The sequence below is a fragment of the Nesterenkonia sp. LB17 genome (genome assembly GCF_022565915.1).
Classification (GTDB): domain Bacteria; phylum Actinomycetota; class Actinomycetes; order Actinomycetales; family Micrococcaceae; genus Nesterenkonia.
In genome coordinates, this window is sequence record NZ_JAJOYX010000001.1 from 93848 (window position 1) to 110547 (window position 16700).

A 16700-nucleotide genomic window follows, 5' to 3' on the forward strand; every position below is an offset into this window, starting at 1 on the left:
GCATCGTGCGCAGGGCCCGGGTCCAGTGTTCAAACTGATGCGCCGTTGCCCGCGCCGCTGGCGCGATCCCGACCCGCACTTTGATCTGTGCTCGATCCGAGGTCGGATCTGGACGGTCGCCCTAGACGTGGCCACCCCGGGGTGCCAGCATTGAAGCGTTATCACCGGTGGATCCGGCGTCATGGAAGGACGTTGCCCATCGCACGGGTGGCACGTCCGTGGCTTACGAAGGAGTGATGGGCGATGGTGCGTCGAGGCGTTCTAGCTACATTCTTAGCGGCGGGGATCTTCGCAGGAAGCGTGACGGCCGCACAGGCCGCGCCAGTGAAACCGGACTTCCCCCTCATCACCGTCGGGTGCCCCGACGGCGAGGGCGGCTACGACATGCTACAGGTGAAGCCCCGCGGAGCTGTCGCCTTCGTCTTCGACGAGGCGGGAGTTGCCACGGGTGAGAAGCTGTTCATTCGCTCGATCGACGCCGCCCTCTTCTCCGACGATGGCCAGCTCCTCTGGGAGTACAACAAGGCCTATGGCAAGCGGACCGGTCACGGCGAGCCGGTCTCCTGCTCCGGATCCTTCAGGAAGGGCTCTGATGGGACGGTCTTCTTCGACGTCCTGGTGACACGCCGGTAGCAGGGACCGCTCACCCGCGATCCACTCTCGTGGATGCCCGCCGCCCCCGAGCGGACTGACAACCCTGAACTTCGAGGATTCCCCGGTCGCAGGCGAACTCTTCGGCTGGTGCAACTCCCGTGCCGGACGAGGACCTCACTGCGGGCAGCATGGACGCGGCATCTTCGAGACCGCCGGGGGCAGCGAGATCCCGCCGGAGGCGGGGAGCAGTCGGGGCAGGTGCGCCGCGGCTTTGGCGTCGGTCTTGACCCGGTCTGCGGCTGGTCGCTGGAGCTTCGACGGGGCAGGAACCTCGCACCGGATTCCGGCCGCGAGGACTTCGTCCGGTGCCCCATGAATCTCTGTGAGTGGGGGCCCGGCCCGCAACCCCTCGCCGACCAAGGAGCTGCTATATATCGTCTAGTCCGAGGTCGCGGTCTCAGATTCCGGGAACCGGGCGCCCAGGGCCTCCAGCACCCCGCGTGACTTGGTGCGGATCTCCTCCCATTCCTCGGCAGGGTCGGAATCAGCGGTGATCGCTCCGCCCAGCCCCAGGTGGAAGCGGCGTGACTCACCCTCGCCGCTGAGCACCGCGGTGCGGATGAGCACTGCCAGGTCCGCAGCGCCGTTCGTGCTGAAATACCCCGCCACCCCGGAATAGGGCCCGCGCGGACCGGTCTCCAGCCGCTGCAGGATGTCCATGGTGGAGATCTTCGGCGCCCCGGTCATCGACCCCGGGGGGAATGCGTCAGCGACGACCCGGGCCCGCGGCACCGCATCCGGGATGCGGGCGCTGATCGTGGAGACCAGCTGGTGCACGCTGGGGTAGGTCTCCACCGCGCAGAGCCGCTCGGTGCGCAGGCTTCCCGGGATCGCGTGGATGGAGAGGTCATTGCGGACCAGGTCCGCGATCATCACGTTCTCCGCCCGATCCTTGGGGTGGGTGCGCAGATCCTCGATCATGGCGCGGTCCTGCGCGGCGGTCACCCCGCGGGGTCTGGTGCCCTTGATGGGCTCCGAGCGCGCCGTGCCGCTCGCGCTGATGCTGAGAAAGCGTTCGGGCGAGGTGGAGAGGATCTCGGTCTCACCGATGCTCAGGAACTGGGTGAAGGGGGCTCGGTTGCGGGTGCGCAGGGCGGCGAAGAGCTCGACGCCGCGTGCGCGGCCCGGTGCCAGCGTCCCGGTGACCGCCGTGGTCAGGCAGATCTCATAGCTGTTGCCCTCGGTGATCTCCCGCTTCGCCCGCGCGATCGCGGCGAGATAGTCCCGGCGAGAGTCACGGACCGCGATCTCGCGGAGCAGTGCGGCGTCGGAGCCTCCTTCAACGCAGCCTCCGTCGCCAGAGCCGTCCCTCAGCGCCAGGCCCTGCAACGTCTCGAACACCTGCTCCTTCCAAGCAGACTCCGCCGCTGCGTCCCAGCACTGAAGCTCCAGCTGCCCCTGGGCATGGTGGATGACCACGGCATGGGTGGCGCGGAACAGGCTGGCCTCCTGGGCCGGACGGTCTGCCGGCTCCAGGGCCTTCTCCGCCGGGTCTTCAGCGCCGACCTCCCGCTTGAGCTCATAGCCCAGCCATCCCACCCAGCCGAGCGCGAACCGCGGGAGATCATGGCGGGTCGCGTCCGGTCCGTCAGGCTGTCCAGGTCGGTCAGACTCGGCAGGCTCGCGACCCTCGTCCGGCTGCTCTGCGGACCCGGTCCAGTTCTCCGCCAACCAGCTGAAGAACGGCTGGCGGCGCTCGATGGTCCCCTTGGGCGTGGTGACGCTGGTCTGGCCCTGATGGTGGCTGACCAGCGCCGCATGGTCCCCGAAGGAGAAGGCCAGGATGCTGTGGGCGCTGCGCGCGGGCTGATCGGTCCTGGCGTGATCGCTGCTGTCCAGCAGCGCAGCGGGAACCCCGGGCAGCTGCTCACACAGAGCGGCGAACAGCTGCGGTGCGAGGTCCTCGAGCGCGTCGCCCGCCACCTCGTCGAGACCTGGCAGGTGGCCCGCGGAGAGACCCGGCAGGTCCATGGGGCGGCTGGTCAACGCAGCCCTCGGGGAGTCCCGGGTGCAATGGTCATGGGTCAAGGATGGCACAGGCCGGGAATCGTCTCGGCGCGCTACGATGTCGCCCATGGCATCTGAGGCGCAGCGGGCCGAGACCGCAGAACCGCGACGGGGACGTCCGCGCAGCGAAGCCTCCCACCAGGCGGTGCTCGACGCCACGATCCGGCTGCTCCGCGTGAGCTCATATGAGGAGCTGACGGTGGAGGCCATCGCCTCCGAGGCCGGGGTGAGCAAGCAGACCATCTATCGATGGTGGAAGTCCAAGGCTGCAGTGGTGCTGGAGGTGATGCTCACCGGAGACGCCGAGATCGAGCTGGTGCCCATGCCGTCCACCGGTGATCTGCGTGCGGACTGCCTGACCTGGATCCGCGGCATGATCGTAGAGGCCTTCCGCGACACCCACGTCGGGATGGCGCGCAGTCTCGTGGTGGCAGGACTCCAGTGTGATCCCGGGACCGAGCGGCTGCTCCAGCAGGCGAGCATGTGGGATCACGGACAGCTGGCGGAACGACTGCGTGAAGCCGAGCGGGCGGGCGAGCTTCGCGCCGGAGTCGACATCTCAGCGGCCGCCTCGGCGATCGGCGACCCGCTGATCTTCCGGATGCTCATCGGCTCCGCACCGAGCCTGACCTGGGCGGAGAGCCTCGTCGACGTCGTGGTGACCGGGCTCCTGCGACCCGAGACGAACCAGACCCACAACCCGCCGCGGTGAGTTTCACCACAGTCGTCCTTCACAATCCTCTCGGTGAATTTCGAGACGCGGCGTTCCGTTTATGATCGTGTCATGGCAAAGCTCCTTTACCGCCTCGGCCTGCTCTCTGCGCGCCGAGCCAAGACCGTCGTCGCAGCCTGGTTCGCCGTGCTCGCCCTCGCCGTCAGCTCCTTCCTCGCCTTCGGCGGACAGCTGACGGATCAGATCACCCTTCCTGACCTGGAGACCACCGCGGTCGCCGATCGCCTGGCCGAGGAGATGCCAGACTCCGGCGGCGGCAACGCCTCGGCGATCATCCGCACCGACGACGGCGAGCCGTTCACCGGCGAGCAGGAGCAGCAGGTCGCCGAGTTCATCGAGGAGCTCGAGGCTGACGACATCGTCAGCAGCGTCACCGACCCCTTCGCCACCGAGGATCAGATCGCCGACGCGCGCAGCGAGATCTCCGCCGGTGAAGCTGAGCTGGAGTCCGGCCGCGAGGAGATCGAGACGAATCGCGAGGACATCGAGACCGGTCGTGAGGAGATCGAAGCCGGTCGTGAGGAGATCGAAGCGGGCCGTGGGGAGATCGAGTCCGGATTCGCCCAGCTCGACGAAGGTCAGGAGCAGCTCGACGAGGCCATCGCCGGCGCCCAGGAGCAGGGCATCTATGAGGCCGCGCGGCCTCAGTTCGAGGCTCAGCAGGCCGAGATCGATGCCAACCGGGCCGAGCTGGAAGCCGCAGAGCAGGAGCTCGATGCCGGGGAAGAGGAGCTCGAGGCCGGGGAAGAGGAGCTCAACGCCGGGGAGGAGGAGCTCAACGCCGGCGAAGATGAGCTCACCGAGGCGGCCGCCGAGCTGGAGCGCGGCGAGGCGCTTCTGGAGCTCTCCTCCGGCGCCCAGGTCGTCTCCGACGACGGCGACGTCGCCGTGCTGATGCTCAACTTCACCGAGCCGATGGAGAGCATCGGCACCGAAGACCTGGCCACCGTCTCGGCGGCCATCACCGACGCGGAGATCGACGGAGTCGAAGCACTGCCCGGCGGAGACCTCGACTTCGAGCTTCCCCACCTCTTCTCGGTTGCCGAGCTGATCGGCCTGATGATCGCCGCCGCCGTGCTGCTGATCATGCTCGGCACGCTCATCGGCGCAGGGCTGCCGCTGCTCAACGCCCTGATCGGCGTCGGAGTCGGCGTCGCCGGCGCGATGGCGCTCTCCGGCGTCGTCGAGATGATGTCGATGACCCCGATCCTGGGACTCATGCTGGGCCTGGCCGTGGGCATCGACTACTCGTTGTTCATCATCCACCGGCACCGCCGGCAGCTGAAGGACGGCATGGCCGTCCATAAGTCGATCGCCCTGGCCACCGGGACCGCTGGCAACGCCGTGGTCTTCGCGGGTGCCACCGTGGTGATCGCGCTGCTGGCGCTCAACGTCACCGGCCTGCCGTTCCTGGCCCTGATGGGCAGCGTCGCAGCCGCCTGTGTGGCCATCGCGGTGCTCATGGCGGTCACCATGACCCCGGCCATGCTCTCCCTGGTGGACCGCAGGATCCTTGCCCGCCGGGAACGACGCCACATCGGCGAGCGGCGCACCAAGGAGATCACCACCCAGATGGGCCACGGCAAGGCGATCGGCATCGCCGCCGCTGCGCTGATCGGCCTCGGCGTGCTCTCCATCCCGACCTTCGACCTGCGCCTCGGCCTTCCCGATGCCAGCTCCAATGCCGAGGACTCGGCCTCCTACCAGGCGTACTCCGCGACCGAGGAGGCCTTCGGCCAGGGTGTCAACGGGCCGCTCCTGGTCCTCGCCGACCTGCCCTCCGGGCTGGATGACACCCAGGCGCAGGACTACCAGATCGAGATCGGCACCTCGCTGCTGGAGAACGAGAACATCGCGGCAGCGGTCCCCGCCGCACTCAGCGAGGACAACACGCTCGGGGTCTTCCAGATCATCCCCGAGGAGGGACCGGCTGCCGAGTCCACCGAGGCTCTGGTGCATGAGTTCCGCGACGGCGCTCCGCTGGCCGGCACGGACGCCGCCGATGTCGAGCTCTCCGTGGCGGGCATGACGGCCGCCCAGATCGACATGTCAGATGTGATCGCCGATGCGCTGCCGCTCTACCTGGCGCTGGTCATCGGGCTCTCGCTGCTGCTGATGATCATGGTGTTCCGCTCGATCCTGCTCCCGGTGATCGCCACCCTCGGGTTCGTCGGGTCCTTCGCCGCCGCCGTGGGCATCGTCGTGGCAGTGTTCCAGTGGGGCTGGTTCGCCGACATCGTCGGAGTCACCGAACCCGGGCCGATCGTGACCTTCCTGCCGGTGCTGATGGTCGGCATCCTCTTCGGACTGGCCATGGACTATCAGCTCTTCACCGCCTCGGGCATGCGCGAGGCCTACGCCCACGGCTCTGCGCCGCGGCTCGCCGTGCGCCAGGGACTGCATGCCGGGCGCTCCGTGGTCACCGCCGCGGCGCTGATCATGTCCTCGGTCTTCGCAGGATTCATCTTCACCGACGATCCGATGGTGGCCTCCATGGGCCTGGGGCTCTCCGTGGGCGTGCTGCTGGACGCCTTCGTGGTGCGACTGCTGCTGGTGCCCGCCCTGCTGCACCTGGCAGGTCCCGCCGCCTGGTGGCTGCCGAAGTGGATGGATCGCCTCATCCCTGACGTCGACGTCGAGGGCGCTCAGCTGGAGCGCGAGGTCCTGCCCGATGCTTCCGACCCCTCGGACGGGATCGAACCGCTGGCTCGCGAGCAGGAGCCGGCGCACCCGCGCTGACCGCTCTGCACACGCAAGAACGCCCGGCACCTCTGCGAAGGTGCCGGGCGTCTCTGCGTCTGAGTCCTACTGGGTGTCGTCGTCCCGATCTACCGGATCGTCGAGCAGCTCATAGACGCCGTCGATGATCCGATTCGGGCGGAACGGGAAGTCGGCGATGCTGGCGCGGCTGGAGAGTCCGGTCATCACCAGGATCGTGTGCATTCCGGCCTCCATGCCGGCCACGATGTCGGTGTCCATCCGGTCCCCGATCATGGCGGTCTCCATGGAGTGCGCCCCGAGGTGGTTCAGCGCCGACCGGAACATCATCGGATTCGGCTTGCCGACCACATAGGGCTTGCGACCGGTGGCCTTGGTGATCAGTGAGGCGATGGCGCCCGTGGCGGGCAGCACGCCCTCGGGGCTCGGGCCGGTGGCGTCGGGGTTGGTGAGGATGAACCGGGCGCCGTTGTTGATCAGCCGGAGGGCCTTCGTGATGGCCTCGAAGCTATAGTTCCGCGTCTCACCGACGACCACATAGTCCGGATTGGTCTCGGTCATGATGAACCCTGCGGCGTGGATCGCGGTGGTGAGCCCGGCTTCGCCTATGACGTAGCAGCTGCCCTGCGCGTTGGACTCCGGGTCGATCTGGTTCGCCAGGAAGGTCGCGGTGGCCAGGGCGGAGGTCCAGATCCGCTCCTCGGGCACCACCAGTCCGGAGTTGCGCAGCCGAGCGCTGAGATCGCGGGCGGTGAAGATCGAGTTGTTCGTCAGCACAAGATAGGGGAGGTCCTGGCGCCGCCACTGTTCCAGCAGCTCTGCGGCGCCGGGCAGCGCCTCCTGCTCGCGGACGAGCACCCCGTCCATATCGGTCAGCCAACATTCGATGTTCTCACCGTTCATGTGCTGATCCTATGTCCTGAAGCTGGTGCCCTGCCAGAGGTGACCCTGGGGCCTCCCACACGCGGGGAGGCGTCGAACCTTGACCCAGCACGACCTCTATGGTTCATTAGTAGAGTAATTAACCATAGAGGTAGTGGACTCGGTATGCTGGAGCTGTTTCTCGATGAAGGGTGGATGGGTCCGTGGAAGAGGGTCGCGCACTGTTCGTGCAGATCGCTGAGCAGCTGGAGGCCTCCGTCCTGGACGGATCCCTGGCAGAAGGTGAGCGCGCCCCCTCGACCAACGAGCTCGCGTCCTTCCATCGGATCAATCCCGCCACCGCAGCCAAGGGTCTGAACCTGCTGGTGGATCGCGGGATCCTGCTCAAGCGTCGCGGCCTCGGCATGTTCGTGGCCCCGGGCGCCCGGGAGATCCTCATCGCGCAGCGCCGGCAGCAGTTCGCGACCCACTACCTCGATCCGATCATCACCGAGGCCCGCACCGTCGGGCTCTCGGTGGACACCATCATCGAGATGCTCCGCTCCAGAGCGTGAACAGCGCCCCGGGCGCTGAAGGAAGGAGGCGGTCATGGACGCCGCCATAGAACTGATCCGGGTCTCGCGTCGATACCGCAGCGCCACGGCGCTGCAGGACATTTCGCTGAGACTTGAAAAGGACGCCATCCACGGGCTTCTGGGCCGCAACGGTGCCGGCAAGACCACGCTGATGTCCATCGCGACAGCCCAGGACTGGCCCACCGCGGGCGAGGTGAAGATCCTAGGCATGCGCCCCCATGAGAACGAGCAGGTGCTCCCGAAGATCTGCTTCGTCCGTGAAGAGCAGCGCTACGTCGACGACGCGCTCGCCAAGCACGCCTTCAACGCCGCGGCCCAGGCGTTCCCTCGCTGGGACGCGGAACTGGCGGCCCAGCTTGCCCGCGAGTTCCGCGTCCCGGAGAAGACCCGGATCAAGAAGATGTCCCGCGGCCAGCGCTCCGCCGTGGGCGTGATCATCGGGATCGCCTCGCGCGCCGAGGTGACCTTCTTCGACGAGCCGTACATGGGACTCGACGCGGTGGCCCGGCAGCTGTTCTACGACCGGCTGCTCGAGGACTACGCTGCGCACCCGCGAACCATCGTGATCTCTTCGCACCTGATCGATGAGATCGCACACCTGATTGAGAATGTGGTGGTCATCGACCAGGGAAGCATCCTGCTGCAGGAGCCGGTGGAACAGCTGTGTGATCGTGCCGTCACCCTGGTGGGACGTGCAGATGCCGTGGCCGAGATCGCCGGCACCCGCGAGGTCCTGCAGCACGAGGCCATGGGCCGGATCGTGCGGACCACGGTGCTCGGGGCGCTCGATGAGGCTGAACGCAGGGCGCTTCAGGAGCGCGACGTGGAGGTCGTCCCAGTCTCGCTCCAGCAGCTCATCGTGCGGCTCACCGCACGCGAAGACACGTTGAAACAGACCACGATGGATCCATCCCAGGAGGTGGCCCGATGAGCAACGTCGCAGTTCACTCAATGGCGGTTCCGGCGGCACGGGAACAGGAAGCCCCACGTTCGAGCTTCGCCCGCGTCCCGTCCGCCTTCAAGCTGCAGTTCACCGTGCCATCGCAGATGATCTGGGTGCCGCTGAGCGTGTTCCTGCTGTCATGGGCCGTGGCGATCGGCATCGGTCTCTGGCTGCGTCATGTCTCCGGCGATGGGCCGACGATCAACACCGGCGCCTCGCAGGCCACCATCTGGTGCCTGGCGTTCATCGCGGCCTATTCGGCATCTCACACGTTCCCCTTCTCCATGGCGCTGAGCTACAGCAGGCGGGTCTTCGTGCTGGGGGCCTTCTTGGCCTTCGCGACAGTCTCGGCCGGCTTCGGCGCACTCTTCTCGATCGCCATCCTGCTCGAGCGGGCCACCGGTGGATTCTGGGCCGAGAGCTACACCTTCGACATCCCAGCGGTCACGCAGAACGCAGGGGTCCTGGGGGCCGGGATCCTGGCGGGAGCGGTGTGCCTGTGGGCGATGATGTTCGGGTTCTTCTGGTCGATCCTCTACCGCCGGGTCAGCCTGGCGATGCTCTGGATCATCGCGCTGGGTCTCGTGGCCCTGCTGGCCGTCACCATCATGGTCGTCGCGCAGAACCAGTGGTGGCCCCATGTCGGGGACTGGCTGGCCGTGCAGAGCTCGTACTCCTTCGCCGGATGGGTGCTGCTGCTCACGCTGGTCCTGACTGCGGTGAACTATCTGGTGATCCGCCGGGCCGTACCCACTGCATGAGCGGCGGACCTCTCCAAGGTATGAAGAAGGGAGCCCCAGATCGGCCAGCGTGAGGGGGACGCTGTATCGGCCGATCCGGGGCTCCCGAATCACTCGCACCTTGATGAGGTAGTCCTACCCTAGGACGTCTCCTTGGGCGGGCACTTGCGGTTTGCTGGTAAGTCACTGGAAATCGTGGCCCCAGTCTTGGCCATGAGAAGAGCCCCGAGTCGGCCAGCGTGAGGGGACGCTTTAAATGGCTGACTCGGGGCTCTGAATCACTCGCACCTTGATGAGGTAATAATGACTCTAGGCGACATTCTTGGCGTTTCCCCGTGCAGTTCCTGGGAGCTTCCTGAGTCTTAGTCTGCGACGCCTCACAGCTGCTCCGGTCAGGCGGCTGAGTCCTCGCTCGGGCGCGGTGTGCCGGGATGCAGCACCAGTCGATCTCCGTCGATCGTGACCTGATGCGTCTTCACCGGGCGCAGCGCTGGCAGCGTCTCCGGGACGCCGGTGCGCAGGCAGAAGGCTGAGGCGTGCATGGGGCACTCCAGAGTGTCTTCCTCGACATAGCCATCGGAGAGAGACACTGCCTCGTGGGAGCAGGTGTCGTCCAGGGCGTAGAAGTCGCCATCCTCGGCGTGGACCACCGCGATGTCGTCGTTCCACCCTGAGTCCTCTGCTGAGACTCGGAAGACCTCACCTTCTGGGTATTGGCTTGCGGGGCCGAGGTCGATCGGGGGGAGTGCGTCGGTGGCGGACATCTGTAGTGCCTCTCTAGCGGTGAGTATGTGCAGCCTGCATTCTTTCAGAAGCCGATCAGCCCGGGAGCTGGCCGCGGAGCTCCTCGAGCTTCCGACGTTCCCGTTTCGTCGGGCGCCCCGAGCCGCGCTCGCGCACCGGCAGGCCCACGTCGCGGGGCCTGATCCGCTCAGGCGAGTGGTCGCGGTAGGCCTTCTGGGCCACCGGGGGGCCGACTCGCTTCGACAGGGTGTGGACGACGTCGAGGATGAGCTCGTGCCCTGGACGGCGGATGTGGATCCGGGTGCCGGGAGTGACGCGCAGCGAGGCCTTCGCCGGGTTGCCATCGATCGTGACGTGCCCGGCGCGGCAGGCGGTCGTGGCCGCGGACCGGGTCTTGAAGAGCCGGACCGACCAGAGCCATGCGTCGATGCGGACCGGGCCGGTGGGGCCGGTGGGGGCGGTCTCTGTCATGGAATCAGTCTAGAGAACCGCTGTCTCGCCTGCGGCGGAGATGTCCCAGCGAATGCGCAGACCCCGCGTCCGGAGTGTGAGGGAACACTATTCCGATACGCGGGGTCTGCTGAATCACTCGCACCTTCAAGAGGCACTTCCTACAGTAGAGAGGCTTCTTGGGCAGTCGATGGTCGTGACCTGTGAGCTGCCTGGAACTCTTGGGGCTCAGGCGTCGCCGCCTGAAGTCTGGTTGTGATATTCGCCTTCACAGAATTCAACGGTCAGCCATCCGTCCACCGGTTCCGCCGCGACCAGGACCGCTTCTTCGTCGAGTGATTCAACATCGGTGTCGACCAGAACAAGAATGTTTTCAAGCGGCTCGCGCAGTTCTACTGGGACGAGAATATAGTTCTGCTCGACCGCAGAATAGATCTCATCAAGAACCTCTTGATCTTCAACCCCTTCATTCATGTCAGTTTGCAGTCCTTCCATCATTGAACCGATGAACATGCAAGCCTCTTCTTCAGAGAAATAAGCACCTAGTTCCTCAGTTCTTTCGATGTCGATCTCATCGGGATCGGGAAGGTCGCCTCCCGGTCCTTCGCCCTGGGGAATCTCGCCAGAATTGCCGTCGTCCGGTGAGGTGTCGGGCTGCTCCTCCGGTTCCGGGGTCGGCGTCTGCTGCGGCTCCTCGGACTCCTCCACGGGGGGTGCCGACTCCGAGCTCGGCTGCGTCGGAGAGCTCGGCTCCTCCTCGGCTGCGCATCCCAACAGTGCGAACGGCGTCATGGAAGCGAGTATCAGCATCCCTCGCACTCTGGTGCGGGCCATCTGGGCGCGCTGCACGGGGGCGGATTTCGAAGCTGGAGGCGGCGTCATGGGTCCAGTGTGGCACGCGCTGCGCGGCGTGAGTCACGAACGCATCACAATGGCGTGCCGCGCCGGGCGTTGGCTCGTTCCTGCTCTCCTGGAATGGGATACTTTTCCAGCGAGGGCAGTGCAGCGCCACGCGAGCATCCTGCGGTAGTGATGTTCGCCAGCTGCGCTGCCCTCCAATCATTCCCAGGCGCTCGCGGACGCCTGGACGTCGACTCGAACGCTGCTCTTGCGTCCTCCACCGTGTTCATCAACGCGTCGTGTTCTGTTCGTTTCCATGATCACGGCGTGGTTAAAGTTGAACTTGAAGCTTTTTTAAAAACTCTTGCGGCGGACAACTAATCATGGGTTACAGTTGTCCCGACTCGGCTTGCTGTACGCGTAGGTTTCCCATCTCTTAGTACGGTTCGCTGCTTCCCCAGTCGCCATATCTGCTTATGAATACTCCGCATGCACGTGTTTCGCGTGCTGGTCCTCACTCACCCCGCAAGGGGGCTCGACGGTCTCCCAGCCGATGAGCGCGAGGGTCCCAGTCGTCGACCTTCGTGCCTGGCGGGGCGTTCATGGAGCCGTTCTGTTCTGAACGACTAGTGAGGAAGCACCTGTGCCGAAGAAACTCTCATCTGCCGTTGTCGGCACCCTGGCCGTAGGCCTGACCATGCCACTGACCGCGAATGCCGCCGCCGCGGACACCGCGCCTATGAATGTGGCCGCGCTGCCCACCGCGGGGGTGGAAGCCCCAGCGACGAATCTCTCCGGACTGAGCAGTGTGGACGTCTCTGCCTCGCAGAACGCCACCCAGTTCCGGTTCCCGCTGGCCCAGCGCTCCTATACCTACACCTCCCCGTACGGCTCGCGCTGTATGCCGACCCAGGGTGCCTCCACCGCCCACTTGGGACAGGACCTCGGTGCCGCCGACGGCAGCCCGATCTACTCCGTGGCCGCAGGCACCGTGGTGCGCGCCTTCAGCGGCAACCGGTACAACACCGGCTTCGTCGTCGTGCAGCACCAGATCAACGGCAGGACCTTCCACAGCGCCTACCTCCACATGTGGGATGCGCACACCCATGTCCGCGTCGGGCAGACGGTGCAGGCGGGCCAGACCATCTCGCGGGTGGGAAGCTCGGGTGCATCCACCGGGCCTCACCTGCACCTGGAGATCTGGGAGGGTGCCTGGATGCACGGCACCTCGCACAATCCGACGACCTGGCTCGCACAGCGTGGTGTCGACCTGCGCGCCTCCGCCTCATTCGTGATGAACATCACCAACCCTTCTGCCTGCAACTACTGGACCGTGAACTCAACTCCGCTGCGCGCCACCGCGAGCAGCACCGGTTCCGTCATCATGCAGCTCGGAGCGGGCGCCACGCTGACCGCAGCCCCGGGTGACACCAGCAACGGCATGGTGCGGGTGAACGCAAACGGTCGTATCGGCTGGGTGGCGCACTCTTCACTGACGCCCTCCCGCCCGGCCGGAGGCGGCACTGTGCCTGTGGCCAACGTCCCCCAGGGCACCTCGATCACGCCCACCCAGTACCGGACCACCGCGGCGCTGAATGGCCGCAGCGGTCCCGGTACCAACTACGCGGTTCTCCAGGGGCTCACCTCGGGCACCACGGTGACCGTCACCGCAACCCACGGCGGCTGGATGAAGTTCAGCCGAAACGGTCAGTCCGTCTGGTCGCACAGTGACTTTCTGACGAGGGTCACCGCGCCTGCTCCGGCAAGTCCTACCGTCTCGGGCGTCGCGTCGGCCAGCGGCAGCTACACGGTCAAGTCCGGGGGGCCGCTGAACGTGCGCGTCGCGCCGGGCACCTCGAACGCGATCGCGGGTCACCGCGCCTGCTCCGGCAAGTCCTACCGTCTCGGGCGTCGCGTCGGCCAGCGGCAGCTACACGGTCAAGTCCGGGGGGCCGCTGAACGTGCGCGTCGCGCCGGGCACCTCGAACGCGATCGCGAAGACTCTCGCGCCGGGCACCACGGTGACGGTCAATGGAAAGAAGGGCTCCTGGCTTCGGTTCAAGGATGGTTCGCGCAACCTCTGGGTGTTCCAGAATTACGTGGACAAGGTCACCGCGCCTGCTCCGGCAAGTCCTACCGTCTCGGGCGTCGCGTCGGCCAGCGGCAGCTACACGGTCAAGTCCGGGGGGCCGCTGAACGTGCGCGTCGCGCCGGGCACCTCGAACGCGATCGCGAAGACTCTCGCGCCGGGCACCACGGTGACGGTCAATGGAAAGAAGGGCTCCTGGCTTCGGTTCAAGGATGGTTCGCGCAACCTCTGGGTGTTCCAGAATTACGTGGACAAGGTCGATGTCCATACCGGCTCCGGGTCAGGCTCCGAAACCATCTCCGGCGGCCCAGAGTCCTCCAGCTCAACGCCCGTGACTGCGAGCGGCAGCTACATGGTCAAGAGCGGTGTGAGCCTCAACGCTCGGACCGGCGCCAGCGCCACCAGCTCCAGCGCGAAGGTTCTCCCCGCGGGGACGAGGATCTCGATCACCGGCAAGAATGGTGAGTGGGTCAGCTACCAGGACGGCTCCCGCACCCTCTGGGTCCACTCGGGCTACCTGACCGAGGTCTCAGCGTCGACCCCGAGCAGCCCCAGCACCGGGACCTCATCCGGTACCGGCTCCACCTCGAACACCGGCTCCACCTCTAGCACGGGCTCGTCCACCTCGACCACTTCGGCGAGCGGGACGTACCACGTCAAGAGCGGGGTCTACCTGAACGCACGCAGCGGCCCCGGCACGACCAACCGCGTAGTGGTCACGCTGCTCCCCGGCGAGCAGATCGAGATCACCGGACGCTCCGGCGACTGGGTGCGATTCACCTACATCGGCACGACGGTGTGGGCGCACGAGGACTTCCTCAACGCTGGCAGGACAGGCTCCGCCACGAGTTCAGGTTCGCAGGGCTCCACGGGCTCCACGACGCAGGCCCCTCGGGCCAACTCCACGAACAGCACCAGCAAAGTCGTCGGCATCTCCTACACCACGGGCAGAGTCAACGTCCGGATGGGCCCCAGCGTCAACAACAGCGTGATGTACTCCGTGCCGACCGGGACCAAGGTCGAGCTGCTGGAGAAGAAGACCACCGGCTGGCAGGAGATCAAGGTCAACGGGGACACCGGGTGGATGTCGACTGACTTCCTCTCGAGCACGGCTCCCACCACGACCGGCACGAGCAGCTCGGGCACATCAGGCAGCTCGAACACGGGCTCCACCGGGGGAACCTCTGCCGGCTTGAGCTCCACCATGCACGCCAAGAGCAAGCATGGACCCTACAGCTCGGTCTGGGACAAGCTGGCCCAGTGTGAGTCCACGGGGGACTGGAAGATCGACAGCGGCAACGGCTACTACGGCGGAGTCCAGTTCGGTGTGCAGTCCTGGAAGGCAGTCGGCGGCACAGGCTTCCCGCACCAGGCCAGCAAGGAGGAGCAGATCAAGCGGGCCTACATGCTCTGGAAGAAGCAGGGATGGAACGCTTGGCCGCACTGCACCTCCCAGCTGGGCCTCAAGGGTGACCCGGGCGGCTACGGGGACGACTATTACAAGGTCCACCCCAGCGCGAAGACCGTCTCCTCGGTCTCGGCCGCAGGGACCTGGACTGCGAGCTACAGCGTGCCGCTGCGCGAAGAGGCCTCCACATCCAGCGACAAGCTCGTGCAGGTCCCGCGCGGCACGGAGCTCAAGCAGCTTCAGCGCGAGGGGTCCTGGCTCAAGGTCCAGCACAAGGTCGGCGGGGACAGCTACACCGGCTGGGTCAACACCAGCTACATCTCCCAGGCCTGAGCCTTCCGCTCAGAGCTGGTAGAGAACTCAACACGGCAGCTCGGGGAGTGGCACCACCAGTGGTGCCGCTCCCCGAGCTGCCGTGTTGAGGACCATGACGCATCAGGACGACGACGGCGGGCTCGACTCCCTCATTCGCGGGAGAGTCGCGTCCGTCGTCGTCGTGGGTAAGGCTGCCGGCGGCGGGTCAGCGGGTCAGCGGAACCGGGCCTGGACGGCGTCGCCGTGGGCCGGCAGCCCTTCGGCCTGGGCCAATGCCGAGACGTGACCCGCCACCGCGCGCAGCCCCTCCCGGTCGTACTGGATGACCTGCTGGGAGCGCAGGAAGCTGGAGACGTTCAACCCGGAGGAGTACGCCGAGGCGCCTCCGGTGGGAAGCACATGGTTCGATCCGGCGCAGTAGTCACCAAGTGACACCGGGGTGTGGGCGCCGACGAACACCGCTCCGGCATTGTGGATCTGCTCCACGATTCCGGCATCATCGCTGGTCATCACCTCGAGGTGCTCCGCGCCGTATGCGTTGGCGATCTCCACGCCCTGCTCCATCGTGTCGACCACGAGCACCGCAGACTGGGTGCCGCTGAGCGCCTGCTTGACCCGATCCGCGTGCCGGGTGCTGCGCGCCTGCAGCTCGACCTGGGCTCCCACAGCCTCGGCGAGGGGCATCGAGGGCGTCACCAGCACCGCGGCGGCCAGCGCATCATGCTCCGCCTGGGAGATCAGATCCGCCGCGATCAGATCCGCCGGCGCGGTCTCATCGGCGAGCACCATGATCTCGGTGGGGCCGGCCTCTGAATCGATGCCCACCACCCCCTGGACCGCGCGCTTGGCCGTGGCCACGAAGATGTTCCCGGGTCCGGTGATCAGCGAGACCGGAGGGCAGGCCTGCTGGCCCTGCTCGTCCCGGGCCCCATAGGCGAACATCGCCACGGCCTGGGCGCCGCCGACCGCGTAGACCTCTTCGATCCCGAGCAGGTGCGCCGCACCGAGGACAGTCGGGTGGGGAAGGCCCCCGAAGTCCGCCTGCGGGGGTGACGCGATCGCCAGCGATCGCACCCCGGCCACCTGCGCCGGAACGACGTTCATCACCACTGAGGAGGGGTAGACCGCCTGACCGCCGGGCACATACAGGCCCACCCGTCGGATCGGGGCCCAGCGGTTGATCACCCGGGCGCCGGGGCCGGGAGAGACCTCCGAGGCCTCCGGCAGCTGGGCCTCGTGCACCTGCCTGGCTCGGAGGATCAGCTCCTCGAGCGCCGCACGAACCTCAGGCTGAAGCTCCTCGGCGGCCTCGCGGAGCTTCTCCGCCGGAACCCGCAGCGAGGGCGGCCGGACGCCGTCGAACTTCTCTGAGTAGTCCAGCAGTGCGGAGACACCTTTCAGCCGCACATTCTCCAGGATCGGGGCCACGGCCTCGATGGTGGTCGAGATGTCCTGGGAGGCGCGCGGAAGCACGGAGGCGGCGTCGATCGCGCTGCCGCGCAGATCCTTGAGGGTCAGCATGGGTCTCCTAGGGGTGAGGCGATCGGGTGCTCGCCCGCTGGATCGAGGGTGAACACCCCTCTATTGTCTCCATTGCGGCAG

At 66.6% G+C, this 16700-nt stretch carries 13 protein-coding genes and 2 pseudogenes; 9 read left to right on the forward strand and 6 right to left on the reverse strand.

Going from position 1 to position 16700, the window contains the following annotated elements:
• Positions 1–300: 300 nt before the first annotated feature.
• Positions 301–633 carry a hypothetical protein gene (locus LTH96_RS00425; protein ID WP_241463646.1) on the forward strand — a complete coding sequence of 111 codons (333 nt, stop codon included), beginning with the start codon at positions 301–303 and terminating at the stop codon, positions 631–633.
• Positions 634–1032: 399 nt separating this feature from the next.
• Here LTH96_RS00425 and LTH96_RS00430 read toward each other — a convergent pair whose 3' ends face one another.
• Positions 1033–2640 carry an anthranilate synthase component I family protein gene (locus LTH96_RS00430; protein ID WP_241463647.1) on the reverse strand — a complete coding sequence of 536 codons (1608 nt, stop codon included), beginning with the start codon at positions 2638–2640 and terminating at the stop codon, positions 1033–1035.
• A gap of 88 nt (positions 2641–2728) precedes the next feature.
• Here LTH96_RS00430 and LTH96_RS00435 point away from each other — a divergent pair, with 88 nt between their 5' ends.
• Positions 2729–3373: a TetR/AcrR family transcriptional regulator gene (locus LTH96_RS00435; RefSeq protein ID WP_241463648.1), complete on the forward strand. Its 645-nt coding sequence runs from the start codon at positions 2729–2731 to the stop codon at positions 3371–3373.
• Between the two features lie 72 nt (positions 3374–3445).
• On the forward strand, positions 3446–6133 hold the full coding sequence (locus LTH96_RS00440) for an MMPL family transporter (RefSeq protein ID WP_241463649.1): 2688 nt from the start codon (positions 3446–3448) through the stop codon (positions 6131–6133).
• 66 nt (positions 6134–6199) lie between these two features.
• Here LTH96_RS00440 and LTH96_RS00445 read toward each other — a convergent pair whose 3' ends face one another.
• Positions 6200–7015: an HAD-IIA family hydrolase gene (locus LTH96_RS00445; RefSeq protein WP_241463650.1), complete on the reverse strand. Its 816-nt coding sequence runs from the start codon at positions 7013–7015 to the stop codon at positions 6200–6202.
• Between the two features lie 182 nt (positions 7016–7197).
• Here LTH96_RS00445 and LTH96_RS00450 point away from each other — a divergent pair, with 182 nt between their 5' ends.
• The 3 genes from LTH96_RS00450 to LTH96_RS00460 are packed head-to-tail and all read left to right on the forward strand — an operon-like array spanning position 7198 to position 9273.
• Positions 7198–7548 (forward strand): GntR family transcriptional regulator, encoded by a 351-nt coding sequence (locus LTH96_RS00450; protein WP_241463651.1) that lies wholly within the window; start codon positions 7198–7200, stop codon positions 7546–7548.
• Between the two features lie 34 nt (positions 7549–7582).
• Positions 7583–8500 carry an ATP-binding cassette domain-containing protein gene (locus LTH96_RS00455; RefSeq protein ID WP_241463652.1) on the forward strand — a complete coding sequence of 306 codons (918 nt, stop codon included), beginning with the start codon at positions 7583–7585 and terminating at the stop codon, positions 8498–8500.
• Complete coding sequence (locus tag LTH96_RS00460; RefSeq protein ID WP_241463653.1) at positions 8497–9273, forward strand: hypothetical protein; 777 nt, start codon at positions 8497–8499, stop codon at positions 9271–9273. The genes LTH96_RS00455 and LTH96_RS00460 overlap by 4 nt, the downstream gene beginning before the upstream one ends.
• A gap of 371 nt (positions 9274–9644) precedes the next feature.
• Here LTH96_RS00460 and LTH96_RS00465 read toward each other — a convergent pair whose 3' ends face one another.
• From LTH96_RS00465 to LTH96_RS00475, 3 genes are all read right to left on the reverse strand, one after another.
• Complete coding sequence (locus LTH96_RS00465; protein ID WP_241463654.1) at positions 9645–10016, reverse strand: non-heme iron oxygenase ferredoxin subunit; 372 nt, start codon at positions 10014–10016, stop codon at positions 9645–9647.
• A gap of 55 nt (positions 10017–10071) precedes the next feature.
• Complete coding sequence (locus LTH96_RS00470) at positions 10072–10467, reverse strand: RNA-binding S4 domain-containing protein (protein WP_241463655.1); 396 nt, start codon at positions 10465–10467, stop codon at positions 10072–10074.
• A gap of 207 nt (positions 10468–10674) precedes the next feature.
• Positions 10675–11154 carry a hypothetical protein gene (locus tag LTH96_RS00475; protein ID WP_241463656.1) on the reverse strand — a complete coding sequence of 160 codons (480 nt, stop codon included), beginning with the start codon at positions 11152–11154 and terminating at the stop codon, positions 10675–10677.
• Between the two features lie 1033 nt (positions 11155–12187).
• Here LTH96_RS00475 and LTH96_RS13115 point away from each other — a divergent pair.
• The 3 genes and pseudogenes from LTH96_RS13115 to LTH96_RS00485 all read left to right on the forward strand — a co-directional run.
• Positions 12188–13012: pseudogene (locus tag LTH96_RS13115) on the forward strand (peptidoglycan DD-metalloendopeptidase family protein); the annotation flags it as partial.
• Between the two features lie 235 nt (positions 13013–13247).
• A pseudogene (locus tag LTH96_RS13120) lies at positions 13248–13565 on the forward strand (SH3 domain-containing protein); the annotation flags it as partial.
• A gap of 177 nt (positions 13566–13742) precedes the next feature.
• On the forward strand, positions 13743–15116 hold the full coding sequence (locus tag LTH96_RS00485; RefSeq protein ID WP_241463658.1) for an SH3 domain-containing protein: 1374 nt from the start codon (positions 13743–13745) through the stop codon (positions 15114–15116).
• A 195-nt stretch (positions 15117–15311) separates the two neighbouring features.
• On the opposite strand, the gene hisD is transcribed toward LTH96_RS00485, so the two are convergent.
• On the reverse strand, positions 15312–16619 hold the full coding sequence (hisD, locus tag LTH96_RS00490; protein ID WP_241463659.1) for a histidinol dehydrogenase: 1308 nt from the start codon (positions 16617–16619) through the stop codon (positions 15312–15314).
• Positions 16620–16700: the final 81 nt, after the last annotated feature.